This is a genomic window from Peptostreptococcus russellii (assembly GCF_900110295.1).
In the GTDB taxonomy this organism is placed as follows: Bacteria; Bacillota; Clostridia; order Peptostreptococcales; family Peptostreptococcaceae; genus Peptostreptococcus; species Peptostreptococcus russellii_A.
The window spans coordinates 1-24,863 of the sequence record NZ_FODF01000016.1 but is presented as its reverse complement, the minus strand read 5'-3'; the positions used below and the strand labels follow the sequence as shown (position 1 = coordinate 24,863).

At 31.5% G+C, this 24,863-nt stretch carries 21 protein-coding genes, 8 tRNA genes, 1 rRNA gene and 1 riboswitch; of the genes, 10 read left to right on the top strand and 20 right to left on the bottom strand.

Features of this window, described 5'->3' with window-relative positions; all coding sequences use genetic code 11:
• Window positions 1-4 precede the first annotated feature (4 nt).
• The 9 genes from BMY82_RS07745 to rrf form a co-directional block, all read right to left on the bottom strand.
• A tRNA-Pro gene (locus BMY82_RS07745) sits at window positions 5-81 on the bottom strand.
• A gap of 7 nt (window positions 82-88) precedes the next feature.
• Window positions 89-181, bottom strand: a tRNA-Ser gene (locus BMY82_RS07740).
• 24 nt (window positions 182-205) lie between these two features.
• Window positions 206-294, bottom strand: a tRNA-Ser gene (locus tag BMY82_RS07735).
• Between the two features lie 6 nt (window positions 295-300).
• Window positions 301-373 (bottom strand) — tRNA-Lys (locus BMY82_RS07730).
• A 17-nt stretch (window positions 374-390) separates the two neighbouring features.
• A tRNA-Thr gene (locus BMY82_RS07725) sits at window positions 391-465 on the bottom strand.
• Window positions 466-474: 9 nt separating this feature from the next.
• Window positions 475-550: transfer RNA gene (locus BMY82_RS07720), tRNA-Val, on the bottom strand.
• A gap of 5 nt (window positions 551-555) precedes the next feature.
• Window positions 556-627 (bottom strand) — tRNA-Glu (locus BMY82_RS07715).
• Window positions 628-637: 10 nt separating this feature from the next.
• Window positions 638-709: transfer RNA gene (locus BMY82_RS07710), tRNA-Asn, on the bottom strand.
• 3 nt (window positions 710-712) lie between these two features.
• Window positions 713-829: ribosomal RNA gene (gene rrf, locus BMY82_RS07705) — 5S ribosomal RNA — on the bottom strand.
• A 750-nt stretch (window positions 830-1,579) separates the two neighbouring features.
• Here rrf and BMY82_RS07700 point away from each other — a divergent pair.
• The gene (locus BMY82_RS07700; RefSeq protein WP_091975984.1) at window positions 1,580-2,518 is read left to right on the top strand and encodes a 3-hydroxyacyl-CoA dehydrogenase; all 939 of its coding nucleotides are present in this window, start codon (window positions 1,580-1,582) and stop codon (window positions 2,516-2,518) included.
• Between the two features lie 249 nt (window positions 2,519-2,767).
• Here the strand turns inward: BMY82_RS07700 and BMY82_RS07695 are convergent, their stop codons facing one another.
• The 3 genes from BMY82_RS07695 to tkt all read right to left on the bottom strand — a co-directional run bounded on the left by BMY82_RS07695 (window position 2,768) and on the right by tkt (window position 6,627).
• Window positions 2,768-3,715, bottom strand: coding sequence for a hypothetical protein (locus BMY82_RS07695; protein ID WP_091975983.1), 948 nt, complete (start codon window positions 3,713-3,715; stop codon window positions 2,768-2,770).
• Between the two features lie 2 nt (window positions 3,716-3,717).
• A complete protein-coding gene (locus BMY82_RS07690; protein ID WP_091975982.1) occupies window positions 3,718-4,203 on the bottom strand; it encodes an RNA polymerase sigma factor in 486 nt (161 codons plus the stop codon).
• 438 nt (window positions 4,204-4,641) lie between these two features.
• Window positions 4,642-6,627: a transketolase gene (gene tkt, locus BMY82_RS07685; RefSeq protein WP_091975981.1), complete on the bottom strand. Its 1,986-nt coding sequence runs from the start codon at window positions 6,625-6,627 to the stop codon at window positions 4,642-4,644.
• A 426-nt stretch (window positions 6,628-7,053) separates the two neighbouring features.
• On the opposite strand from tkt, the gene BMY82_RS07680 reads away from it, so the two are divergent.
• Entirely contained in the window at window positions 7,054-7,254 is a 201-nt protein-coding gene (locus BMY82_RS07680) for a hypothetical protein (RefSeq protein WP_091975980.1), read from the top strand.
• Between the two features lie 252 nt (window positions 7,255-7,506).
• On the opposite strand, the gene BMY82_RS07675 is transcribed toward BMY82_RS07680, so the two are convergent.
• The 8 genes from BMY82_RS07675 to BMY82_RS07640 form a co-directional block, all read right to left on the bottom strand.
• Window positions 7,507-7,995, bottom strand: coding sequence for a gamma carbonic anhydrase family protein (locus BMY82_RS07675; RefSeq protein WP_091975979.1), 489 nt, complete (start codon window positions 7,993-7,995; stop codon window positions 7,507-7,509).
• Window positions 7,996-8,058: 63 nt separating this feature from the next.
• The gene (locus tag BMY82_RS07670; protein WP_091975978.1) at window positions 8,059-8,865 is read right to left on the bottom strand and encodes an energy-coupling factor ABC transporter ATP-binding protein; all 807 of its coding nucleotides are present in this window, start codon (window positions 8,863-8,865) and stop codon (window positions 8,059-8,061) included.
• Between the two features lie 167 nt (window positions 8,866-9,032).
• Window positions 9,033-9,869: a cobalt ECF transporter T component CbiQ gene (gene cbiQ, locus BMY82_RS07665; RefSeq protein WP_091975977.1), complete on the bottom strand. Its 837-nt coding sequence runs from the start codon at window positions 9,867-9,869 to the stop codon at window positions 9,033-9,035.
• A 9-nt stretch (window positions 9,870-9,878) separates the two neighbouring features.
• Window positions 9,879-10,304: an energy-coupling factor ABC transporter substrate-binding protein gene (locus BMY82_RS07660; protein ID WP_330386706.1), complete on the bottom strand. Its 426-nt coding sequence runs from the start codon at window positions 10,302-10,304 to the stop codon at window positions 9,879-9,881.
• Between the two features lie 110 nt (window positions 10,305-10,414).
• On the bottom strand, window positions 10,415-11,794 hold the full coding sequence (locus BMY82_RS07655) for an MATE family efflux transporter (protein ID WP_091975975.1): 1,380 nt from the start codon (window positions 11,792-11,794) through the stop codon (window positions 10,415-10,417).
• A gap of 84 nt (window positions 11,795-11,878) precedes the next feature.
• Window positions 11,879-12,631 carry an energy-coupling factor ABC transporter permease gene (locus tag BMY82_RS07650; protein WP_091975974.1) on the bottom strand — a complete coding sequence of 251 codons (753 nt, stop codon included), beginning with the start codon at window positions 12,629-12,631 and terminating at the stop codon, window positions 11,879-11,881.
• A gap of 182 nt (window positions 12,632-12,813) precedes the next feature.
• Window positions 12,814-13,710 (bottom strand): alpha/beta hydrolase, encoded by an 897-nt coding sequence (locus tag BMY82_RS07645; RefSeq protein ID WP_091975973.1) that lies wholly within the window; start codon window positions 13,708-13,710, stop codon window positions 12,814-12,816.
• 47 nt (window positions 13,711-13,757) lie between these two features.
• Window positions 13,758-14,456 carry a DNA alkylation repair protein gene (locus tag BMY82_RS07640; protein ID WP_091975972.1) on the bottom strand — a complete coding sequence of 233 codons (699 nt, stop codon included), beginning with the start codon at window positions 14,454-14,456 and terminating at the stop codon, window positions 13,758-13,760.
• Between the two features lie 766 nt (window positions 14,457-15,222).
• A riboswitch (Lysine riboswitch) is annotated at window positions 15,223-15,396 on the top strand.
• A gap of 328 nt (window positions 15,397-15,724) precedes the next feature.
• Between BMY82_RS07640 and BMY82_RS07635 the strand changes: the two genes are divergently transcribed.
• The 8 genes from BMY82_RS07635 to lysA all read left to right on the top strand — a co-directional run bounded on the left by BMY82_RS07635 (window position 15,725) and on the right by lysA (window position 24,463).
• Window positions 15,725-16,930, top strand: coding sequence for an aspartate kinase (locus BMY82_RS07635; RefSeq protein ID WP_091975971.1), 1,206 nt, complete (start codon window positions 15,725-15,727; stop codon window positions 16,928-16,930).
• A 22-nt stretch (window positions 16,931-16,952) separates the two neighbouring features.
• Window positions 16,953-17,936: an aspartate-semialdehyde dehydrogenase gene (locus BMY82_RS07630; protein WP_091975970.1), complete on the top strand. Its 984-nt coding sequence runs from the start codon at window positions 16,953-16,955 to the stop codon at window positions 17,934-17,936.
• 33 nt (window positions 17,937-17,969) lie between these two features.
• Window positions 17,970-18,866, top strand: a complete 897-nt coding sequence (dapA, locus tag BMY82_RS07625) for a 4-hydroxy-tetrahydrodipicolinate synthase (protein WP_091975969.1) — start codon at window positions 17,970-17,972, stop codon at window positions 18,864-18,866.
• 336 nt (window positions 18,867-19,202) lie between these two features.
• Window positions 19,203-19,934, top strand: a complete 732-nt coding sequence (gene dapB / locus BMY82_RS07620; RefSeq protein ID WP_091975968.1) for a 4-hydroxy-tetrahydrodipicolinate reductase — start codon at window positions 19,203-19,205, stop codon at window positions 19,932-19,934.
• 128 nt (window positions 19,935-20,062) lie between these two features.
• Window positions 20,063-20,782: a 2,3,4,5-tetrahydropyridine-2,6-dicarboxylate N-acetyltransferase gene (gene dapD, locus BMY82_RS07615; RefSeq protein ID WP_091975967.1), complete on the top strand. Its 720-nt coding sequence runs from the start codon at window positions 20,063-20,065 to the stop codon at window positions 20,780-20,782.
• Window positions 20,783-20,853: 71 nt separating this feature from the next.
• Window positions 20,854-21,999 (top strand): M20 metallopeptidase family protein, encoded by a 1,146-nt coding sequence (locus tag BMY82_RS07610; protein WP_091975966.1) that lies wholly within the window; start codon window positions 20,854-20,856, stop codon window positions 21,997-21,999.
• A gap of 20 nt (window positions 22,000-22,019) precedes the next feature.
• Window positions 22,020-23,117 (top strand): alanine racemase, encoded by a 1,098-nt coding sequence (locus tag BMY82_RS07605; protein ID WP_091975965.1) that lies wholly within the window; start codon window positions 22,020-22,022, stop codon window positions 23,115-23,117.
• A gap of 50 nt (window positions 23,118-23,167) precedes the next feature.
• The gene (gene lysA, locus BMY82_RS07600; protein ID WP_091975964.1) at window positions 23,168-24,463 is read left to right on the top strand and encodes a diaminopimelate decarboxylase; all 1,296 of its coding nucleotides are present in this window, start codon (window positions 23,168-23,170) and stop codon (window positions 24,461-24,463) included.
• Window positions 24,464-24,863: the final 400 nt, after the last annotated feature.

The following is a 24,863-nucleotide window of genomic DNA, read 5'->3' as shown; positions in this document are numbered from 1 at the left end:
AAAATGGTCGAGGTGAAGGGACTCGAACCCCCGGCCCCATGGTCCCAAACCACGTGCGCTACCAAACTGCGCTACACCTCGTCCATAATGGCGGAGAAGGAGGGATTCGAACCCTCGCACCGGTTAAATCCAGCCTAATCCCTTAGCAGGGGATCCTCTTGAGCCACTTGAGTACTTCTCCGTATTATTACTATTTAATTAAAAATGGCGGAGAGGGTGGGATTCGAACCCACGGTGCCGTAAAGCATCACTGGTTTTCAAGACCAGCTCCTTAAACCACTCGGACACCTCTCCGAAAAGTGATCCATCCGCGATTCGAACGCGGGACACCTTGATTAAAAGTCAAGTGCTCTACCTACTGAGCTAATGGACCATATTATTAAATTACTCTGGAGCTGGTGATAGGAATCGAACCTACAACCTGCTGATTACAAGTCAGCTGCTCTACCGTTGAGCCACACCAGCATTTTTGAATGGTGGGAGTAACAGGGCTCGAACCTGTGACCCCCTGCTTGTAAGGCAGATGCTCTCCCAGCTGAGCTATACTCCCACTTATGACTCCTAGGGGAATCGAACCCCTGTTACCGCCGTGAAAGGGCGGTGTCTTAACCGCTTGACCAAGGAGCCAGATTAAAAGCTCCAAGGGTGGGGCTCGAACCCACAGCCTACCGGTTAACAGCCGGTTGCTCCACCATTGAGCTACCTTGGAATAACGTGGCTACGTCCTACTCTCCCAGACAGTTTCCCATCAAGTACTATCAGCGCTCGAGAGCTTAACTTCTGTGTTCGGAATGGGAACAGGTGTATCCTCTCTGCTATAATAACCACATCTAAGCTTTTTAATCTTGCTTGTGTTTTTTTCTTTTTTTCGTGTCCCTCAAGGACAAGTATTATATTATCATAGCTATACATAAGAGTCAACACTTTTTATAAACTTTTTTTATTTTTTTTTATTTTTTTATAAAAAACGAACTTTTATATTTATACTTAATATATTTATTCATATATTAACGTACATTTTTTCTTTTTAAGTTATTTTAGTAACCTGTATGATATGTATAACTATATAATATTTTTTTATACTTTTTTCAAAAAAACTTATGTTACACGAAAAATACATATTTTTTTATATAAATTTTATCGTTTTTTCTTTCTTCTACTCCATATTTTTTTATAAAAACTATAAAAAAGTTCTTTTATCTATATAATTTATATCATATTCTTACCTCTGTACCTATATCATAACAGCTTTCATTATTTATTGCATCCTTTCTTTCAGTTAACTTCTTTCTTTTTCGCTAGATCTTTTGGCTGACTTCTTACATCTTCTTTAATATATGGATTTATATACTAGCAAATACTTTTACTCATCTATATATGCTTTATATACTTTTTCTCCTCTATATATAGCTTCTTCTCTGCTAGTAACTTATATTTACACTTTTCATTTTTATTGAATATTATATTTTTTTATTTATTTTCAATTAATATAGTTTAGATCTATTTTAAAGGGTATCAATTATACATAGATAATATTAATGTAATTTTTCTAACTGTATCTTAAAAGGAGGTTATACATATGAAATTTAAAAATATTACAATTGCAGGTGGCGGCGTTTTAGGAAGTCAGATTGCTTTTCAAACAGCATTTTCTGGATATAATGTTAAGGTTTGGCTCAGAAGTGAGGCTTCTATAGGAAGAGCAAAACCTAAATTTGAACGTTTAAAGAATATTTATCTTTCTTCTCTAGATGAAATGGATAATGATAGTTCTATTTATTATAGGGGTTTTGGACCTAAGGAAAACCTTACATACGACAAAATTCAAGAAATGAAGGACACTGTTATAAAAGCATATGACAATATTCTACTAACTACAAGCTACTCAGAAGCCTTTAATGATGCAGATTTCGTTATAGAATGTGTTGCAGAAAATCCTACTGAAAAAATTTCTTTCTATGAGGAGCTTTCTAAGCACCTTCCTAAAAAAACAGTTTTAGCAACAAATTCTTCTACTATGCTTCCAAGTAGTTTTGCAAAATACACTGCCAGACCAGAAAAGTTCCTGGCTCTACACTTTGCAAATGAAATTTGGAGAAATAATACGGCAGAAATAATGGGACATGATAAAACTGATCAGAAATATTATGATGAGGTTGTTGAATTCGCAGAGTCAATCAATATGATTCCTCTTAAATTGAAAAAAGAACAACCTGGCTATATATTAAATACTATGTTAGTTCCTCTACTTAATTCTGCATCTTATCTTTATGCAAATGGTGTTGCAGATATAGAAACTATAGATAAGACATGGACAATTGCTACCGGAGCTCCTATGGGACCTTTTAGAATACTAGACATCGTTGGTCTGACTACAGCCTATAATATAGTTTCAATGAGTCCAGATGCTTCTGATCCTGAATCTAAAGCCTATAAAATAGCTACTATGCTAAAATCTTACATAGATCAAGGCAAAACTGGAATTAACGCTGGAGAAGGTTTCTATAAATATAAATAGAATCCAAAGTATCTCTATTAGTTAAAATAACTTTAATTACTTTATAGCTATTTAAGCAATAATTGAATTTCATGGTCCACTAATATATTCATTTCAATTTAATAGTACTCTCAAAGTATCTATTTATTTGAATGACTATATATACTGTTTGTCCATTAGACTAATTATTGATAGAAAATAAATTGATTAATTAATTTAAATAAAAAAACTCCTAAGAAATTTCTTAGGAGTTTTTTATCTTATTATTTACTATTTTACTTCTACTAGTGTATTAGCTAGTTTTACTAAGTTATCATTTCTATAATCTGATAGCTTTGCATATATACCTATATATGAATCGCCATTATCTAGTTCTATGTTGTGTTCATTATAAAGTATAGCATCCTTTCCAAGAACCTTTACTTTATCTACCTTGCTTCCACCTGTTTCATAAGATAATTCATCTGTACCCTTACGTTCAGATAATACTATTTGCTGTCCGTCCTTACTCTGGTATATGTTTGCATAGTCTCCATCGACCTTGCCATCTTCTTTTTTCAAAAACTCTACCTTATCTATATTCATACCAGGTAATACTCTTAATGTAAAGTTAGCATGCTTAGCAGCCTCATTTATATCTTTGAAATTCTTAGACTCTATAGTTTCCTCTATATTTTCAGGCTTATAATTTCCATTTTCATCTATTGGAAGTTTTTCTATTCTATTTCCATTTTCATCATAAATATTTTTCATAGATCCATTTAAAGAATCTAAAGCCTTTCCATTCTTGTCAAATACCTTTCCCTTTAGTTCTTTCGGTAGTCTTACCACTATTTCTGATGGATCAACATCAAGTTGTTCTTCATCAATAGTTATTCTACCAGCCTTAACTACTTTAGTAGTTGTCATAAAATCCTTACCTATTGTTATTCCAGTTCCTATCCCTACTACTATTGCCAAACTTGCAACTATTGTAGCAATCTTGCCTATTTTCTTCTTTCCAGTTTTAGACTTCATATTTTTATCTCTAACATCACTTAATAAAGTAATGTTCTCCTTTCTTTCTTCTTCCTTATTTTCAATGTTCTTCATTACTCTTGATTTAATTCTTTTTTTTGTCTCTTCGTCTGGAGAATAGCTTCCTTTAATTTCTCCCTGCATAAATTCATCGAACTCTTTATCAAATAACTTCTCTATATTATTATCATCTTTTTTCATGTTTATCCCTCCAGTAATAATTTTAACTTCTTCATACTTCTGAATAGAACTACCCCTACATTTGAGCTCGAGATATTCATCAAGTCCGCTATCTCATTATTTTTAAGACCCAAACCATATTTGTATGCTACTGCAGTCTTTTCATTTTCATTAAGACTATCTACAGCATCCTTTAATTTGCTGCTCTCAAATTTATTTTCAATATGCTTTTCAGGAAAATCGTGATTGTCCACTATTTCTCCAACACTATCCAAGCACACTGTCTGAACTTTTCTAGCTCTATAGTATGAAGATATTTCATTTCTTGTAATTGTAAAGACCCAGGTATCAAGACTTCCCTTATCTTTACAATAAGCTTCTATATTTAAGTATACTTTTTCAAATATTTTTGATGTAATATCCTCTGCATCATGCTTATTTCCTACTTTTATATTTACAAATCTATAAACTCTGTCAATGTACTCATCATATATATCTTCAAAATTCATACAATCACCTCCTCTTTCTAATAGTACTATTATTTCTTTATTTAAATGATCACTTGTCTTTCATATATGTATACGCTAAAATTTTCATTTCATTAACAAATTCCGTAAAATTTTTTATAGCCTTTATATTTTCAAAATTAAGCACAAGTATATTTCTTCTTATCTACATCTATAATAGCTAACTTTTTATCTGCATTTTAATATAGCATTTCCAATTATATAACATTTAATCTAATAGTACATCTAAAATTAAAATAAAATATATTTTTTAAAAAGCATATATAAAGATATAAAAAGGGACTGCTCACAGATTAAACTGTTTGCAGTCCCCTAATTATTTATCTAGTTTTAAGATAATATGCTAAATAGAAATTTAAATACTATCCGGCAAATATCTTATATATATCAACTTTTTATTTTAATTTTATATATTAAAAATTACTTCATTACCTTCTTAGCTACTTCTACAATATTTTCTGTAGTAAATCCGAAGTGCTTGAATAGTTCTCCTGCTGGAGCTGATGCACCAAATGAAGTCATTCCTACTACCTGACCATCTAGTCCTACATACTTAAACCAAGGCATTTCAGCACCTGCTTCTATAGCTACTCTTGCTCTTACTCCAAATGGAAGTACTGTTTCCTTGTAAGCTGCATCCTGAGCTTCAAATATGTCCATACATGGCATAGATACTACTCTTACAGACTTTCCTTCGCCTTCTAGTGCCTTCTGAGCATTTATTGCTAATTCAACTTCTGAACCTGAAGCCATTAATATAAGATCTATGTTATTCTGGTTTGATGCTTCAGATACTACATATCCACCTCTGAAAGCTTCCTTAGAAGAACCTTCTAACTGTGGTAATCCCTGTCTAGTAAGAACTATTGCAGTTGGAGTTGTTTCAGACTTCATAGCCTGAGCCCAAGCTACTGCAGTTTCTGTATAGTCAGCTGGTCTAAATACATTTAGATTTGGTATAGATCTAAGCATAGATAACTGTTCTACTGGTTCATGAGTAGGACCGTCTTCTCCAACACCTATACTATCATGAGTAAGTACATAAGCTACTGGTAATCCCATTAATGCAGCTAATCTTATCATTGGCTTCATAAAGTCACTGAATACAAAGAATGTTGCACAGAATGGTCTTAATCCACCATGAAGATAGATACCATTAGTTATAGCAGTCATAGCCATTTCTCTTACACCAAAGTGTATATTTCTTCCGCTTCTATCTTCAGCTGAGAAGAATCCTTCCCCCTTCATTTCTGTCTTATTAGATGGACCTAAGTCTGCAGATCCACCTATTAGGTTAGAATACATATCCTTTAACTTGTTTATTATGTCTCCTGATGTAGCTCTTGTAGCCATAGACTTATTTTCATGAGCCCAAAATTCTTCTGAGTCTAGCTTTGATACATCAAATTCACCGAAGAATTCATCCCATTTCTTCTTTTCTTCTGGGAACTTCGCTGCATATTCTGCAAACATCTTATTCCAAGCTTCTTCCTTCTTTGCATTTTCTTCTGCTATCTTATTGTAGTGAGCATATATCTCTTCAGGTACAACAAAAGCTTCATCACATTCCCAAGATAAGTTTTCTCTTAGAGCACGTACTCCGTCTTCTCCTAGAGGTGATCCATGAACACCAGCAGTATCCTGCTTTGGAGAACCATAACCTATATGAGTCTTACAGATTATTACAGATGGTCTTTCCTTATCAGCCTTTGCATTTTCTATTGCCTTGCCTATTGCTTCAAGGTCATTACCATCTTCTACTGTCTGTACCTGAAATCCGAAAGCTTCAAATCTTCCTGCTACATCTTCAGTAAATGCACCTGCAGTATCTCCTTCTATTGTTATATTGTTTGAATCGTAAAGAACAACTAACTTATCAAGCTTTAAAGTTCCTGCTAATGAAAGAGCTTCATATGCTATACCTTCCATTAAACATCCATCACCTGTTAAAGCGTATGTATAGTGATCTACTACTGGGTATCCTTCCTTGTTGAATTCTGAAGCTAAATGAGCTTCTGCCATAGCCATACCTACTGCTGTAGATACACCAGCACCAAGTGGTCCAGTTGTTGATTCAACACCTACTGTATGTCTATATTCTGGATGACCTGGAGTCAATGATCCAAACTGTCTAAAGTTCTTTAATTCATCAACTGTCATTCCTTCATATCCAAACATATGAAGAAGTGAGTATAATAATGCAGAACCATGTCCTGCAGATAAGATAAATCTATCTCTGTTTTCCCAGTTTGCATTCTTTGGATTGTGGTTCATATGGTTAGCCCATAGTTCATATGCTATTGGAGCTGCACCAAGTGGTAAACCAGGATGTCCTGAATTAGCCTTTTCTATCTGGTCAGCAGATAAAATTCTCAAAGCATTTACAGCCTTTTGATTAATGTTCATTAAAAATTCCTCCTAAAAAATTCAAATTACTAATATTCGATATTTCAACATCTTGCTTTCAATTCAAAATGCTAAAAATTTACACATTTCTCCCGTACTCTGAAATGTTGTCACATATATAATACTACATTTTCCTAAATTCTTAAACTGCTATTTTTAATTATTTCTTTTTTTTGATTTCTATAATAATTGATTTAAGGGCATCTGATTTTATTTTTCATAGTTTTATTCTTTCTTTTCATATTTTTTCTAATATTTAATATTATTTTTCATTTTTAAATTTCATTTATTGTATTTTGTATTATTTTTGTATTTTTAGTTTACTTACATCTTTTTTTATTTCCTGTAGTGTACTATAATAGTGAATAAGAAGAAAGGAGGAATACCGCTTAATAGAATGCTAATAATTAGGTGGTTATCTTTATCATGAGCAAAAAAGACAAAAAGAACAAACCTAAAAAGGACCGTTGGGTTATGAAGTTTTTAGTATTTGCTATTGTACTTTTAGTAATTGCTATTGTAGGAGGAAACTCAATGCCTTCTCTTCCAAATATACTTGGAGTTATATATGTATTATTTGGTTTAGTATGGTTCTTTATGCACACTAGGGTTACTCCTGAAAAGTAACATAACAAAATAATTTAAAATTTATAATAAGAATTCAATAACAAAAAAGACCAATAAATATATATTTACTGGTCTTTTTTGTTTGATTTTAAATTGTCTATAAATTTACAATACTTCTTTTAAAATATCTATAATTATTTTTCTACATTATATGTATTTTCTTTAATTCTATAATTTTAATATTATTTGCTCTTGATAACTTTCTTTATAAATAAGCTTTTTTAAATATAATTCACCTTGATTATTTACTTTCTATTTATAGTCTAATCTCAATTCATTGTATTCCCTAGCATTTTCCCTTATAGATTCAATCTCTTCTTCTGTAAGCTTTCTTATCGCTTTTGCAGGAGAACCTAATATCAGTGTATTCGCTTCAAATTTTTTATTTCCAGTTACAAGTGCTCCAGCTCCTACTATACAGTTTTCTCCAATATCTGCATTATCTAATATTATTGCTCCCATACCAATAAGAACATTATCTCTTATTTTAGCCCCATGAACTATTGCACTATGACCTATAGAAACACCCTCTCCTATATAACTAGGATTGTGTATTACTGCACAATCTTGAACATTTGTATTTTTGCCTATGAAAATCTTACCTCTATCACCTCTTATAGAAGCAAATGGCCATACACTTGTATTTTCTTCAAGTACAACATCACCTACTATACTTGAGTTTTCATCTATATAACTGCTTGGAGATATTTCTGCTTTTTTATCTTTATATTCTCTTATCATAACTATCATCCTTCCCTAAATTTATATTTTCATTTTTTTTATAAACATTTTAATTTGTATATTCTATATCTCTACTTCCTCTATTTTTTTAGGAATGGTGTTCATCTTTAGCTTTTTCCCAATTGTATAAAGTATAGGCATGTCTAATTCAGCTTCTTTTATTATCTCATTGTTTTCAAATAGTTCTTCTGGATTAGAATCATTTATTATTTTTCCCTCACTCATAACCACTATTCTGTCAGCCCATCTCCAAGCGAAATCTATATCATGAGTAGCTACAACTATTCCTATTTGATTTTTTGATAGCATATTCAGATTTTTTTCTAGCTCCCTGGAACTTTTCATATCGAGACTTGCCATAGGTTCATCAAACAATATAATATCTGGATACATTGCCAATATATCAGCTATTGTAACCCTCTTTTGTTCACCGCCTGAAAGATACTGAGTCATTCTTTTTCTATAATCTTCAAGTCCCATCATTTTAATTGACTTTTCTATTCTTTCTCTCACATCATCTATTTTTAAACCTAAATTCATAGGACCAAAACTTATTTCTTCATATACACTTGATGCTATTATCTGGTCGTTAGGATTTTGAAATACAATTCCAACTGATTTTCTAAGCTCATTTATATTTTTTTTATTATTTTCTACTTTTTTACCTTTTAGAAAAATACTTCCTGAAGATATAGCATTTATCATATTACAACATAAAAATAAAGTGCTTTTTCCGGAACCATTTTGCCCAAGAATAACGAGCTTTTCTCCTCTTTTTAGAGATAGATTTATATCACTAAGGGCTTTTTTTTCATTATTATAGCTAAAATCTACATTCTCTAATCTCAATATTTCTTCTCTACCAATCATAAATTCTCAATCCTTTCATACAACTACTTCCATTTTACTATAATTTTCATCATTTAGGAAATAAAAGGAGAAAGTATATCCAAATAAAACCATAATTTTACTCATAAAAAAACTGACTAAACTATGAGATTTATTTCAATAGTTTAGTCAGTTTTGTTTTTATATCTTTATTTATATTCTTCTTCAGCAAGAAAATTAATCTCACCATTGTAACATCTTGCCAACATAGCGTCAAACATCTTTGAAGAAGACATATAACTCCTTATTAGCAAATTACTATAAATTTTAGCTGTACTTCTAATTCCTCTTTTGTAACTCGAAAAACCTGCTCTGCTTTTAGCTGATCTTTTCATAATAATATACATTTCATATATTATAAATATACATCTATAAATTAGATACATAAGATCTATTATTACTCTTGGCAGATGCAACTTTTTTAAGAAATATATAATTTCAGACATAGATGTTGTCAAGCTCATTAAGTAAAGAGCGCTAATAGCGCCAAAGGCTTTTGACACAACTAACCTAGCCTCCACCTGAGATATTTTAGAAATACCTAGAAATCCTCCATCAAAATTTATACTCAATACATCCATAGGAGCTTTTGAATAGTTAAATACTATTGCAAGTCCTCCCAAAAATATAAAGGCAAGGGCTACAGATAAAATCCTTAAATATGTTTTCAACTTTATCTTCGCATATAAAATTAATGTAAGACTTGAAATTGCAAATATCAAGCATCCAATTATTGCCTTATCTGAAATAACACATAGAACTATTAAGACCATAGAAATTGATATTTTAAAACTGCTTTTTAATGAACTCATTTTATTTGTTCTAGATATCAAATCTATAGAAAGCAGTGATTCTGAATGCTCATGCTTTAAAAGTCCCATAAATATAACTATTAAAGAAGATGCTAGTAATAAATAATTTGTAGGCACAGTTTTGAAAAACATTCCAAATACTGCTATTGCTATTACCATTCCTATAAATATCACCTTATCACCCTACTTTGGAGAATATTTTTTTCTTGCAACAAGATATCCGAAACCATAGGCAACTATAGCTACTCCTATTCCTGTCTGAACACAGAATAGTAAGCTTTCTATTTCTCCAGGAATTTCTCCACCGATAACTTTTTCCATTACTGGCTCAAACCAAGGTTCATACTCTGTTCCCTTGATTTCTTCTACTACTTCACTTCCTGCATCATCACTTCCACCAAACTCTGCACCCTTTAATACAAATAATGGTGCAATTGATAATACAATCGCTAAAACTATTAGAAGGAAAACCGTCTTTTTGTTTCCTTTTTTCTTCTTATCCACAGCCTTTAGTGTGTTTTTTTCTTTTGATGAGTTTTTTACTATGTTTTCTTCCACAGAATCCACAGTTCTTTCAACATCTTCTGATCTATCTTTCTTATTAGCCACCAAATACACCTCCATCTATTTTAAAAGCAATCTAAACTACTTTTCTTTTTATAAACTAACTATAATAATCTTACTGAGAAACTTTTTATGATTTTTAAATTATTTCTATATTAGCAGATTATCTCTTCTTTACTATTTTTAGGATAAAGGCTTTTTTTTCTATATCTAAATACAACTGCTATAAACATTATAATTCCCTTTACAATACTTGAAATTGAAATTGCCCACCATACTCCATTTAGTCCCATTAATTCGCTTCTAGATAATAAAATCGCAGCAGGTATTCTCAAAGCATTAAAAAATATACTTACAAAAGAAGGTAATATCGTTCTTCCAAGTCCTTTAAAAATACCACTAGCTATTATTTCTATACAATTAAATGGCTGAGAGTATCCTAATATTATTAAATAGGCACTACCTACAGCTATTGCTGTTTTTTCGTTTATAAATATAGCAAATATTTCTCTTCCAAAAACTATCATAAAGAGACCGCTTAAAATTCCCCAAATTGCTGCAAAATAAAGACCTAATCTTATTCCTTTTTTAACTCTTTGTCCTTCTTTTGCTCCTACATTTTGTCCTACAAATGAACTCATAGCAGACGCCATACCATCAGCTGTCATATAAGAAATAGACTCTATCTGAGTTCCTACTTTTTGAGCCGCTATTGCTACTGGTCCCCATATAGCAACTATTACACCCAAAGTCATAGATATAAGAGTAAACATAGCACTTTGAATAGCAGGTGGAAAACCTAATTTATAAAGTTCTTTATAATATCTTGTGTCTATATCTCTGTATAAATTAATCTTAAAATATGTATTTCTCTGCTTATAAGCTAAATACATAAAAATTATTGTCCCTACCATTTGTGCAAAGACTGTAGCTAGAGCAGCCCCTGTAACTCCTAATTTAGGAAAACCTCCTATTCCCAAAATTAAAATAGGATCGAGAACAATATTAATTAAAAGACACATAGCATTAATTTTAAATGGTGTAGAAGAGTTGCCCATACCATTAAATATTGCTGTAAAGACAGGATTCATAAAGGTGAAAATCATGCCTGCACCTATTATTTTTAAATATATAGATCCCATTTGATTTACTTCATAACTGTGAAGTCTAAAAAATCCTATTAAATAATCACTAAAAATTATAAGAATTGCACTATAGATTAATGCATGTATTATATTTAACTCAATAGCTGATTTAATATACATTCTAGTTTTTTGCTCGTTTTTTTCTCCTATACTTTGAGCTACCCTTACCTCGCCACCAATTCTAGCTATAATTATCAGTGCAACAGCTAACCAAGGATAAAATCCTGCCGTTCCAACAGCAGCAACTGCATTTGCTCCTGTTTTCCCAACCCAAAACATATCCACCATATTATAGCCGCACTGCATAAATGAAGTTCCCATTATTGGTAGAGATAGTTTAAATAATTTTTTTGAAATACTTCCAGTTGTTAAGTCAAGGTTCTTTGTCATATATCTCCTCCCATAAATTATAATTATTGCGGCTAATAGACTATGTCCAAGCCTTTATAGAAAATACAGTTTTAAAAATCCAGCTTAATTATCAAAATAATTAAGTTCTTTAAGTTCTGGAACTGCGTATGTTTCTAATCCTATTATTATTAATACCGTCAATATTCCTTCAATAATCGCAAGTGGAAGTTGAGTAGGTGCAAATACTGCTAAAAATTTAAGTGCACTTGCCAATACTCCACCATCAGGACTTGGGTAGGCAATTGCCAACTGTATTGAAGTAATACAATAAGTTAAAAGATCGCCTAAAGCTGCTGCTATAAATATATTGACCTTTCTATTTATCTTCATTCTCTTTCCAGCATTGTAAAGAAGATATGCAACTATTGGTCCTGCTATAGCCATACTAAATGTATTTGCTCCTAAAGTTGTTAAACCACCGTGGGCAAGAAGAATTGCCTGAAAAATAAGTACTATTAATCCAAGAACACTTGTTGAGCTAACTCCAAAAAGTATCGCTGCAAGTCCAGTACCTGTCATGTGGCTACAACTTCCTGTTACTGAAGGTATCTTCAATGAAGATACAAGGAATATAAAAGCACCTGACATAGCAAGTATCAAAATTGTTTTTGGTTTATCTTTTACTGTTTTTTTAATGTTTATAATTCCCATAACCAAAAACGGAATACATATCGCTCCCCAAGCTACACAATAAGTTGCAGGTAAATATCCCTCCATTATGTGCATGGCGGAAGCTTGTCCCCCCATGGAAAGCAAAAATGAAATTAGTAGTGAAGAAAAAACTAATTTTCTTTCAAATTTCGAATAAGTTCTCATTCAAATTCCTCCTATATTAAATTTTTAAATATACTTTATGTGTCAATAATGATATTTAAAATCACCAATTAAACATAAAAAGCCATTTAAAGCTTAAAAAGAGCCTATACTCTCAAATACAGGCTCTTTTTATTATACACTATAAAGCATTATTTTTCACTTTTGGAATAGTTTTTCTTTACTTATTTTTTCTTATCTTCAAGAACTTTATCTATAAAATTACTTATGTTTTCCATATATCTATCTCTTTGCTTTTCTAAAGACTTGCAGTGATCATCATTTTCTATAATATCTAAAGTTACCATATCAGGATTAAGCTTTTTTAACTTAACACTTTCAGTATATGGAATCAGATGATCTCCCTTTCCATGCATTATTAAAATAGGAACCTTTGAATTTTTAACGCTATCTGCTGGAACAACTTTATCTAAGCTAAGACCTGAAGTTTTTTCCATCGCCTTAAAAATTATAGGTTGAAATGGAAACTTTGGAAGATGTGTCCAGACACCTAGGTTCATTGATAAATATTCTTTTAAATTTGAAAATGGGCTATCACAAATTGCAGCTGCTATATCATCTCTTTCACTTGTTACAAGAGCTGTTGTTGCAGCCCCCATAGATATTCCATATATAATTATAGGCGCATTAGACTTTGTCTTGGCAAAATCTATAGCCTTCATCAAATCGTCTTTCTCCCTATAACCACAAGTTAAACAAGGACCATCAGACTCGCCACTTCCAGAAAAATCAAAGCAAAGCACATTTCCTCCTAAGGATCTCATCTCTTCTATTACCCTATAAATATCTATTGTAAAACTTTCTCTATTTTCAAGATATCCATGTGAATAAACTACTGTAAATCTATTTTCTTCAGAAGGTATATACCATCCCTTTATTGTATTTTCACCAGATTTGAATTCTATATTTTCATAGTCAACTCCTAATTTTTCCTTAGGATTAGATTTTATCTTTAATCTCTTAGGTTTCGTCATCTTGTAACCTATAAACCATGAAAAAATAAAAGTTAAAAAGACAATTATAATTATTGTTATAATTAATTTTGTAATCATTTCTCCCATAAATAACTCTCCTCTCGAATATCTTATTTTTTTGTAGAGCTAAAATCCTATTTCTTTTTTAATGTCTTAAGATAATCTTTTCTTTCTTTGCTTACCCTTAGACTCTCCACAGCCTTTTGTATAGACTTGTTGTGAACAAACTTATCCATTTTCACCAACCTTATTATCTCTATAGCATCTTCATACTGTTTTATTAGAGCATAACTAAAATACCAAGCAATAGCCATGTTTATATAGTATTCATTACTTTTTATATTAGACACTATGTCCAAATGCTCATTCTTGTAATACTCATCAAGATAATTAGACATCAAAGTAACTATTCCAAACCTTATAGTATAGGTCTTTTCATCTTCTATCCACTCTAGTATTTTTTCATATACTTCTTCTGGGTGTTTTTTTAGAATTTTCGGTCCCAAACTATCACAGACTGCCCAGTTGTCTATATAAGGAAGAATTTCTTCTATATATTGGATACTTTCTTCATAGTTTTTCATAAGATTTACTATATGAACATGAAGAATATACTCATCATAATATTTATGAGGTAGGTCTTTTAAAAACTCCCTTGCAAAATCAGTCTTGTAAATTTTCTTTGCAAGTTTTTTAAGTTCCGCTGACCTTACGCCAATCATAGTTTCTATATCTACCGTAGGAATCAATTTTGAATTAAAATCCCTATACTTTAAATCCTGTAAATTAAATAGCTCTTCTCTAAGCGAATCAATTGAATAACTATCTGACATACTTCCCTCCTTTTTAATTATTTCTGTATAGTAATGCTTCTTTTTAATCATTTTATATACCCTTATTCTAACATATTTTAAACTTTAATTGTTTATTCTTATTATCTTATTTTCAAATATTCACAATCTTTATTGAACTGATCAATAACCCCATTTATCTTTATATTAGATTTTTATTAATATAATATAACCCTCTAAACATTAATAGCTAGTTATTTTTTATATTTCAAACTTTTAATAACTACTTTTCTCTATAACTAAATATAAATACCTTTTTATACTTACAATTAAATACTATATATGTTAAACTGTCCTTGTCTGTTTAGACTTACCCTATTTAGGCATTAGCAATAAGTCTATACTAATTTTATATAGAGCTTGTTTTTTATTTTAAATAAAAAAGTATCTAAAATAAAAAATCATTTCGCTCAAAAGTAGTATCTTTTATTATTTTTAAGTATTATATGATATTTATTTATATAATAAAGTTTTGTTTCTCGCAATTTATATATACATCATTTATTTTCTTTTTTTTTTGCTTTTTTCATTTTATTTTTATTTTTTAATACTGTATTCTTAATTATATAATTTTTTTCTCTATATTTTTTATTTTTTTATAATAAAATTAACTTTTCTTAAAATTCCCAAATGTTTATTTTATTTATTTGAACTTTGAACAATACTTTATTCGATTTTTCAATTTTGCCAAAAAAAATCAGGTCTTTACAAATCTTTTTTAGTGACGTATAATATAACACAACTTAATAAATAGGGTAGAGGCGCGATTGACATCAGTAACTTTATACAATGCCGGCAAGCAGTATATAGTAAAAGGGGATATCGCCGAAAGAATATGATTTTTGCCGATTTTATGTTCTTGGAACATCTGTTAACAACAGTTGTTTTGTCATTATTTGTGTAATGGAGAGCTAGCCATATATTATGTCTTTAATATTGATATTATGACAAATGTAGGCTATCTGCATTTGTCTTTTTTTTACTATATGGGCAATGCAGATCGATTTTTCGTACTCTCTACTCCACACATTTTGGAGAGCTAGCCGCATTTGAATCTTGAGTACGTATATTTCTTCAGGCAAATGCAGGCAATTGCATTTGCCTTTCTATTTATTATTCCAATTCAAAAAAAATTTAATAAAAGCATTTTTATTCTGGTTTTTTATCTTATTTAAACTGAATATTTTTAAAACAAGTAATAATCGGAATATTTCAAGTGTTTATAGTAGATTATGTTTTAGGAGGAATATATGAAAAGAATTACAGTATTAAAGTTTGGTGGAAGTTCAGTAGCTAGTATTGAAAAAATAAAAGCTATTTCTGAATATTTAAAAAAGCGAACTGAAAATAATGAAAAACTTCTTGTTGTAGTTTCTGCAATGGGAAAAACTACTGACTCTCTTTTAAAGCAGGCTGCAGAAATTACTGCAGATCCCGATATCAGAGAGCTAGATACTCTTCTTGCTGTTGGAGAGCAAAATACAATTTCATTAATGGCTATTAATCTAAATCACATTGGTGTTCCTGCTCGTTCCCTTACTGGAATGCAAGCTGGAATAAAAACCTTTGGGCAACATACTAAAAGTAGAATCGCTAATATAGATTCTGAATTCATTCTAAAGGAACTCGAAAAGTTTGATGTTCTTGTTGTCGCAGGTTTCCAAGGAGTCAATGAAAACAAAGAGATTACAACTCTTGGAAGAGGTGGTTCAGATACTAGTGCAGTTGCTTTGGCAACAGCAATTGCTGCACCTTGTGAAATCTATACAGATGTTACTGGAGTCTTTGGAACAGATCCTAGACTGTATCCTGAGGCAAAACAGCTTGAGCAAGTAAGCTATGAAGAAATGCTTGAACTTTCAGCTTTAGGCGCAGGAGTTTTAGAAACAAGATGTGTAGAAATTGCAAAGAACTATCATGTGCCAATTTATTTGGCAAAAACTTTATCAGAAAAGAAAGGGACATGGATTATGGAAAACATTGATTTACTTGAAAAAAAGGTAGTTACCGGAGTGGCTCTGGACAAAAATATACTTCATGTAACACTAACCTGTAATGGATGTTCACCAGATTTTGTTGAAAAACTATTCAATGAATTGGACACACAAAGTGTAAATATCGATATGATAAGTCAGGTTGTTGTAGGAAGTAATATAAATATTTCATTTACCTGCAAGAAAACTGACAAACATTTTCTTGAAAGGGTAATAACAAATCTTTCAAGCGCCTTCCCTTCAATTGAAAGTACAATCAGAGAAGATTGTGCAAAACTTTCAATAGTTGGTTCAGGAATGAGAGATGTAAGTGGTGTTGCAGCTAGAGCTTTTAGACTTCTAGGTAAAAACGATATTTTATTTTATCAAGTAACAACTTCTGAAATCTCCATTTCCTATGCAATAGATGAAAACAATGCAGAAAAAGCTGTTCAGCTTTTCTGTGAAGAATTTAATATTTAATAGATTTTAGGAGGATATAAAAATGGCAAATTTTGCAATAGTAGGAGCAACAGGTGTAGTAGGAACAAAAATGATTGAACGTCTAGCTGAAAGTGGACTTCAAGTTGATGATATATATATGATGGCATCTTCAAGATCTGCAGGTAAGGTTTTAAAATTTAGAGATAGAGATGTAGTAGTTGAAGAATTAAATGAACATTCTTTTGATAAGGACATCGACTATGCCCTATTCTCTGCAGGTGGAGACACTTCTAGAAAATTCGCACCTATAGCTGAAGAAAATGGTGTTATAGTTATTGATAATTCAAGTGCTTGGAGAATGGAAGAAGACATCGACCTTATAGTTCCAGAATGTAACAGACCAACACTAAAGAGAAAAATAATAGCTAATCCAAACTGTTCTACTATACAGTCAGTAGTTCCACTAAAGCCGCTTAACGATGCTTTTAATATAGAAAAAATCACTTATACTACTTATCAGGCTGTATCTGGCTCAGGCAAAGGTGGAATAGACGATTTATTAGAAGGACAAAATGGTGTAGAACCTAAGAAGTACCCACATCCTATTTACAATAATGTTCTTCCTCACATAGATTCATTTTTAGAAAATGGATACACAAAGGAAGAAATGAAAATGATAAATGAAACTAAAAAAATACTAAATCTTGACGATGACGTTAGAATTACTGCTACTTGCGTAAGAGTTCCTGTGCTGAATTCTCATGCTGTAGAAATAGATGTAACTTTTAAAGATGTTGCTACTGTTGAAGAAATTAGAGAAATACTTAGAAATGCTCCTGGAGTTGTTCTTGTAGATGATCCTGGGAATAATCAGTATCCTATTCCAACTGAAGCAACAGGACATGACGAAGTATATGTTGGAAGAATAAGAAAAGATATATCTCAGGATAATGGCTTCCATATTTGGTGTGTAGCAGATAATATTAGAAAAGGCGCTGCAAGTAATGCAGTACAAATAGCTGAACTTCTTGAATCATCTAAGTAATTATTATTATTATTATATACGGAGGTAACAAAAATGACGAAATTATTTACTGGAATAGCAACTGCCCTAGCAACTACAATGTTTGAAGACGGATCACTTGATATAAAGTCTTATGAAAGACTTATAAAGTTTCAACTAGATAGTGGAGTAAATGCACTTGTAGTAGCTGGTACTACAGGCGAAGGATCTACACTTACAATTGAAGAAAAGTTGACTCTTCTAAATTCTGCTCTAAAGATTAGAGGCGATAAATACCAATGTCCTATTATTCTTGGTACTGGATCTAACAATACTGCAGCTACTATTGAAAATACAAGAATAGCTAAAGAAAATGGAGCTGATGCAGTTTTACTTGTAACACCTTATTACAATAAAACTAGCCAAAGAGGTCTTATTGCACATTATAAGGCTGTTGCAGATGAAGTAGACATTCCAATTATACTTTATAATGTACCTGGAAGAACTGGTATGACTATTCAGCCAGAAACAGTATCAGAACTTTCAAAAATAAAAAATATAGTTGCACTTAAAGATGCTACTGGAGATATGAAATATCTTGAAAATGTAAAGAGACTTATTGGAGATAATGAGGATTTTGCACTTTTTAGTGGAGATGACCCTAGCTTCTTAAACTTCCTTGTAAATGGTGGAGATGGAGTTATAAGCGTAGTTACAAACTGCCTTCCTGAATCTTTCCTTCGTATATACACACTTATAAATGATGGAAAAATCGCAGAAGCAAGAAGACTTCAACACGGACTTAATCCATTTATAAGATCTCTTTTTGCAGACGTAAGCCCTACACCTGTAAAGGCAGTATTAAAGGAAATGGGATATGGAAATGAAAACTTTAGATTACCTCTAATTGCAACTACTGATAATGTTAGAGATAATGCTATTGAACTATATAACATTGCAAAAAATCTTTAATTAAGTATAGATTTTTATACCTGAAGACGAAGTGTATATCTTAGATTTGGAAGCTATTTTAAATATGCTTTTCTATTAACCTATGGCTGCCCTTCTAAATTCTATGATTTAGAACTCTCCTCTAGATATAGTAGGCAGCCCTATTTACCCCTTTTATTATTGGATTGATATACACTTTTTCTCAGGGAAATGTTACTTTAAAGAAACTTATCTAACTTTAATTAATGATAAAGTTAAAAATAAAAAATTAGCAAAAGAATGTTATAGCTTCTATAAATTCCTTTTTTATCTATGAATTCATAGAAGCTATAATATTTTAATATTAAGGAGGACACTATGAGAATTATATTAAGCGGTTACGGAACAATGGGCAAAGTGGTAGAATCACTGTCTATTGAAAGGAATATTGAAATTGTAGGTATATTTTCTTTAATAGATATAGAAAATTCATCCTACCCTGTTTTTAAAGATGCTGAAAACTTACCAGAAGCAGATGCTATTATTGATTTTTCACATCCAGATGCCACTGAAAAACTTTTAAAGACTGCAAAAGTCCATAAAATAGCTATGGTAGTTGCTACTACCGGTGCTAGAGAAAAGCTACAAAGTCTTATGGATGAAGCTGCAAAAGAAATTCCTTTATTTTTCAGCGCAAATATGAGCTATGGTGTTCATGTTCTTACAGAAGCATTGAAATTTTTAACTCCTCTACTTTCTGAGGATTATGATATTGAAATACTTGAAAGACATCACAATAAAAAAATAGATGCTCCAAGTGGTACTGCTGTTAAGCTTTTAGAAGCTATTCAATCTGTAAATCCAGACTACTTCCCTATTTATGACAGATCTCAAGGTGAACACAAGAGAGATAAAAAGGAAGTTGGAATGAGTGCTATGAGAGGTGGAACAATAGTTGGTGAACATGAAGTAATGTTTGCTGGTACAGATGAGGTAATCGAAATTACTCACAGAGCACAGTCTAAGAAAATTTTTGCTGATGGAGCTTTAAAGGCAGCAGAAAAACTTATGAATAAAGAAGCAGGATTTTACACTTTTAATAACCTTTAATGAAAATTAAAAATAAGACATTTTTTATATAATATCTTCATTAATAGAGATAAAAGTAAGTTATATATTATAAAATCTATAGATAGATTTAACATTAAAAACAATTGGAAAAAAGAGAGGATATAATTATGAGCAGAGATTTTTTGACATCGCAGGAAATAATAGACTATATAGCAACATCTAAAAAAGTTACACCTGTAAAGGTATATATTAAAGGAGAAAATCTTTCAGAAATCACCTTCCCAGAAGGAGTAAAAGACTTTGGTTACAATACTTCAAAGGTTTTATTTACAGACCTTAATACATGGAAGCTTATTCTTGAAGAAAATAATGATAAAATAATAGATTATGTAGTAGAAAACGACAGAAGAAATAGTGCTATTCCACTACTGGATCTATCTAGTGTAAATGCCAGAATAGAACCTGGTGCGCTTATTAGAGAACACGCTGTAATTAAGGATAATGCAGTAGTTATGATGGGAGCCGTTATTAATATCGGAGCCGTTGTCGGCGAAGGAACTATGATAGATATGGGAGCTATTTTAGGCGGTCGTGCAACTACTGGAAAAAATGTTCATGTTGGAGCAGGAGCAGTTCTTGCAGGAGTTATTGAACCTGCAAATGCCAATCCTGTAATAGTTGAAGATAATGTACTAATAGGAGCAAATGCAGTAATCCTTGAAGGAGTACGAATCGGAAAAGGTTCTGTTGTAGCAGCTGGTGCAATTGTTACTGAAGACGTTCCAGAAGGTTCTGTTGTAGCTGGAGTTCCCGCAAAAATAATCAAGCAAACAAGTGATGTGGCCGGAGAAAAAATAAGTATAATTGATGCTCTAAGAAGCCTATAAATATATTTACTAATACAAGATATACCCAAGGTATATCTTGTATTAAATTAATAGTAAGGAAAGGTAATTTTATGAATAAGACAAAAGTAGAAGATTTGAAAATATGGAGACACTACCTTCACAAAAACCCAGAACTTTCACAAAAAGAATTTAATACTGCCGCTTTTATCCGTTCAGAATTAGATAAAATGAAGGTAGATTATGAAACACCACTTCCTACTGCAACTATTGCTCACATCAAAGGACAAGGTGATAAATATATTATTTTGAGAGCTGATATAGATGCTTTACCTATCTGTGAAAAAAATGATATCGAATACGCATCACAAAATGAAGGTATTATGCATGCTTGTGGACATGACGCTCATACTACAATGCTTCTTGGAGCCGTAAAAGAGCTAAAATATCTTTCAGACTCAAATAAACTCAATATAAATATTTTAGCTGTTTTCCAGCAATCAGAGGAATCTTTTGGGGGTGCAAATACCCTTATAAAAGCCTTTAATTTTGAAAAATATAATATAGATTCAGCCTATGCCCTTCATGTAAATCCAGATTTTGAAGAAGGAAGTATCGTATCTAGAAAAGGTCCTATAATGGCAAGTTGTCAAGAATTTTCAGTTAAAATTAAAGGAAAATCTGCACATGTTGGAATTAGAGAAAAAGGAATAAATGCAATGAATGCAGCTATGTCTTTGTACAGTCAGATACAGGCAATACCTATCTATAACCTAGATTGCAAACATACAAATATTATACACATAGGATATATGAAAGTTGGAGAAGTTATGAATTCTGTTCCTGAAAATGGTTATCTTGAAGGAACAATTAGAACTTATGACATGGATGATAAAAACATAATAGTAAAAAGGATGTCTGATATTTGTAAAGGAGTTGAAATATCAACATCTTGCAAGGTAGATTTAACCCTAAGAGATGGTTATCCAGCACTTATTAACTCCGATAAATTAATAGATAGGGTTAAATCTTCTGCAGAAAGTAGCTCAGCTAAATTTTCTCTTAAAAAAGATCCTTATCTTTTAGGTGAAGATTTTTCATTCTTTTCACAGCTATGCCCTATAAACTACTCTTTTATAGGAATTAGAAATGAAAAACTGGGCTATATCTCTGGACTTCATACTTCCAATCTTATGATGAGAGATGAAGCCCTCACTTTTGGAGTAGACTTCTTTGTAGAAATTGCAAAGTCTTTTTAATAATTAAATGGAGGACTTATATGGAAAATGCAAAATTAAAAATAGATTTAAAAGCTCTTTACAATAATGCACGTTTTCTTCTTGAGGAAACTGGCGGTGGTGTAATTGCTACGGTAAAAAACAATGCCTATAATTTTGGTCTTGAAAGAGCTGTAAACACATTTTATGAGGCGGGAATACGAAACTTTGCCACTACTTCCCTTAAAGAAGCTATTAAAATTAGAGATTTATATGAAAATGTATATATACTTATGCTAAATCCATCTGATGATTTTGATACTTTAAGAAAATACAGAATCAGCTCTTCTATTGCAAATCTAGATTGGCTAAAAACTCATAAAGACGACATGAAAGATATCAGTTGGCATCTTGAATGGGCTGGAATGATGAGAAGATCTGGTTGCAGAAGTGAAGATGAATTTATGGAATCTTTAGACTTTGCACAAAAGAATAACATTGCAATAGATGGTATTTGGACTCATTTTTCATGGGCAGATGAATTCGATAAAAATAATAGCTATGAAAAAGAAAAAGAAAATTGGCTTAATATAGAAAAAAAAGCTTGCGAAAAATATGATTTTAAATTTATACACGCCCAAAACAGTGCATCTTTTTGTAGAGATGGTAAACTTCCAGAACATAGCCATGTAAGAGTTGGTATTATTCTTTACGGCTGTCCTGGATATGAAAATTGGGAATACCAAGGTAAAATACAACATGCGATAGAAGTATCTGCTGAAGTTATTGCTATAAACGACTTGCTAGATGGTCAATCTATCGGCTATTGCTCATCTTTTATAGCCAGTAAAGACAGCTCTATTTCACAAGATGGTAAAACTCACGTAGCTGTAATAAATATTGGCTACGGGGATGGTATTTTAAGAAAAAGGGTTATTGGACATGATGTAGAGATAAATTATAAAAGATATCCCCTTGTTTCTATGATGATGAGCCATACAGTTGCCCTAGTAGATGAAGATGTAAAAATTGGGGATAAGGTGTATTTTTACAAAGACACTATACCTGTTTTTGAATTTACTTATAAGGGTGTTGGAGCTAATTCTGAACAGATTTCTGCACTTAATTTTAACTCCCTTGACGTAGAATATGTAGACTAATTAAAGTATGTAAAATATAAAGTTATGATTTTTAACGGAAAGGATATATTATGCAATTACATGGAAGTTCTAAAATAGAAGAAAATGGACATTTGTCAATAGGAGGTGTAGATACTAGCTATCTTGCAGAAAAATACTCTACCCCCTTATTTATTTACGATGAAAATTTAATAAGAAATCAATGCAGGAGATTTCACAAGGTACTTAAGGAGTCAGGATTAAACTATCATATTTCCTATGCTTCAAAGGCTTTTATCTGTAAGTATCTTGTAAAAATAATGAGTGAAGAAAATATGGGACTCGATGTTGTTTCTGCAGGCGAATTATACAATGCTCTTGCAGCAAATTTTGATCCTAAAATGATTCATCTTCACGGAAATAATAAAACAGAAACTGAAATAAAAATGGCACTTGAAAAAAATATAGGCTGTTTTGTAATAGATAGTTTTGATGAGATTGAAAGACTAGATAGAATTTCTGCTTCTATGGGTAAAACTCCAAAATGCCTTCTAAGAGTTACTCCAGGTGTTGAAGCTCATACCCACGACTTCATCTCTACTGGCATGACAGACTCTAAGTTTGGACTTAATATCGACAATGGACAGGCTCAAGATGCTATTAAAAGAATACTAGATAAAAAAAATCTTAATCTTGTAGGTGTCCACTTCCATATTGGTTCACAGATTTTCGGTACAGAAGGAACAAGAACTGCAATAGAAAAAGTATTTTGCTGGTTTAAAAAGCTGAAAAATGAATTAGATTTCACTCCAAAAGTTTTAAATATAGGGGGAGGTTTTGGAATAAGATATACATCTGAAGATATTTCCTACCCTATTGAAACAGCTTTAGAAGAAATTATAAATGCTCTCAAAGATGCATCTACTTCAAACTCTATAAATATTCCTCAGCTATGGCTTGAACCAGGCAGATCTATTGTGGGAGAAGCTGGATATACTCTTTACACTATCGGTACAATAAAAGAAATTCCAAATGTAAGAACTTATGTGTCTATAGACGGTGGTATGAGTGACCATATAAGAACAGCTTTGTATGGTGCCAAGTATGAAGTAGCACTTGCAAATAGAATGAATGAAAAAGCTACTGACACAGTAACTTTTGCTGGCAAATGTTGTGAATCTGGAGATATGATAGCCTATGATGTTAAAATTCCAAAAGCCTCTATTGGCGATTTAGCTATCGTAAGTTGCACCGGTGCATACCACTATTCAATGGCTTCTAATTACAATCAAATGACTAAACCTGCTGTTGTTTTTGTAAAAGATGGAGAGGATCATCTTGCAATAAAAAGAGAATCATTTGACGATTTAATGAAAAATCAGCTATAATATGAATGTATGATAAAAAATTATTCATAAAAGTAAAATTCGGGAGTAAAATCCCGTTTTTTATTTTTCAGTTTTATAGGCTTAAAACTTTAATTTAATTGCAAGTATCTTCAAACCACAAAAACTTTTAAGTTCTTAAATTTATAACTTGACATTTGGAGATTTTATCATTAAAATTTTAAGAGTCGGTTTGATTTCAACTTTCCCATTCTTGACAATGAAAAAGTTGATTTTTTAATGCAAGTAAAATTAAATAATTGAAAGGGGTTTTAACATGAATTTTGATAGAAAAAGATTTTACAAATCATTATTTTTCTTATGTATACCAATAATTGTTCAAAACCTAATTTCAACGCTTGTAAATATGATAGATACAGTAATGATTAGCTCACTTGGTTCT

What these genes read in the sequence shown, in the direction of transcription:
- BMY82_RS07700 (WP_091975984.1), top strand. Translation starts at nt 1,580, where the DNA reads ATGAAATTTAAAAATATTACAATTGCAGGTGGCGGCGTTTTAGGAAGT.
- BMY82_RS07635 (WP_091975971.1), top strand. Translation starts at nt 15,725, where the DNA reads ATGAAAAGAATTACAGTATTAAAGTTTGGTGGAAGTTCAGTAGCTAGT.
- tkt (WP_091975981.1), bottom strand. Translation starts at nt 6,627, where the DNA reads ATGAACATTAATCAAAAGGCTGTAAATGCTTTGAGAATTTTATCTGCT.
- BMY82_RS07695 (WP_091975983.1), bottom strand. Translation starts at nt 3,715, where the DNA reads ATGAAAAAAGATGATAATAATATAGAGAAGTTATTTGATAAAGAGTTC.
- BMY82_RS07605 (WP_091975965.1), top strand. Translation starts at nt 22,020, where the DNA reads ATGGAAAATGCAAAATTAAAAATAGATTTAAAAGCTCTTTACAATAAT.
- BMY82_RS07630 (WP_091975970.1), top strand. Translation starts at nt 16,953, where the DNA reads ATGGCAAATTTTGCAATAGTAGGAGCAACAGGTGTAGTAGGAACAAAA.
- BMY82_RS07670 (WP_091975978.1), bottom strand. Translation starts at nt 8,865, where the DNA reads ATGATTGGTAGAGAAGAAATATTGAGATTAGAGAATGTAGATTTTAGC.
- dapD (WP_091975967.1), top strand. Translation starts at nt 20,063, where the DNA reads ATGAGCAGAGATTTTTTGACATCGCAGGAAATAATAGACTATATAGCA.
- dapB (WP_091975968.1), top strand. Translation starts at nt 19,203, where the DNA reads ATGAGAATTATATTAAGCGGTTACGGAACAATGGGCAAAGTGGTAGAA.
- BMY82_RS07610 (WP_091975966.1), top strand. Translation starts at nt 20,854, where the DNA reads ATGAATAAGACAAAAGTAGAAGATTTGAAAATATGGAGACACTACCTT.
- dapA (WP_091975969.1), top strand. Translation starts at nt 17,970, where the DNA reads ATGACGAAATTATTTACTGGAATAGCAACTGCCCTAGCAACTACAATG.
- lysA (WP_091975964.1), top strand. Translation starts at nt 23,168, where the DNA reads ATGCAATTACATGGAAGTTCTAAAATAGAAGAAAATGGACATTTGTCA.
- BMY82_RS07655 (WP_091975975.1), bottom strand. Translation starts at nt 11,794, where the DNA reads ATGACAAAGAACCTTGACTTAACAACTGGAAGTATTTCAAAAAAATTA.
- BMY82_RS07680 (WP_091975980.1), top strand. Translation starts at nt 7,054, where the DNA reads ATGAGCAAAAAAGACAAAAAGAACAAACCTAAAAAGGACCGTTGGGTT.
- BMY82_RS07650 (WP_091975974.1), bottom strand. Translation starts at nt 12,631, where the DNA reads ATGAGAACTTATTCGAAATTTGAAAGAAAATTAGTTTTTTCTTCACTA.
- BMY82_RS07675 (WP_091975979.1), bottom strand. Translation starts at nt 7,995, where the DNA reads ATGATAAGAGAATATAAAGATAAAAAAGCAGAAATATCTCCAAGCAGT.
- BMY82_RS07690 (WP_091975982.1), bottom strand. Translation starts at nt 4,203, where the DNA reads ATGAATTTTGAAGATATATATGATGAGTACATTGACAGAGTTTATAGA.
- BMY82_RS07645 (WP_091975973.1), bottom strand. Translation starts at nt 13,710, where the DNA reads ATGGGAGAAATGATTACAAAATTAATTATAACAATAATTATAATTGTC.
- BMY82_RS07640 (WP_091975972.1), bottom strand. Translation starts at nt 14,456, where the DNA reads ATGTCAGATAGTTATTCAATTGATTCGCTTAGAGAAGAGCTATTTAAT.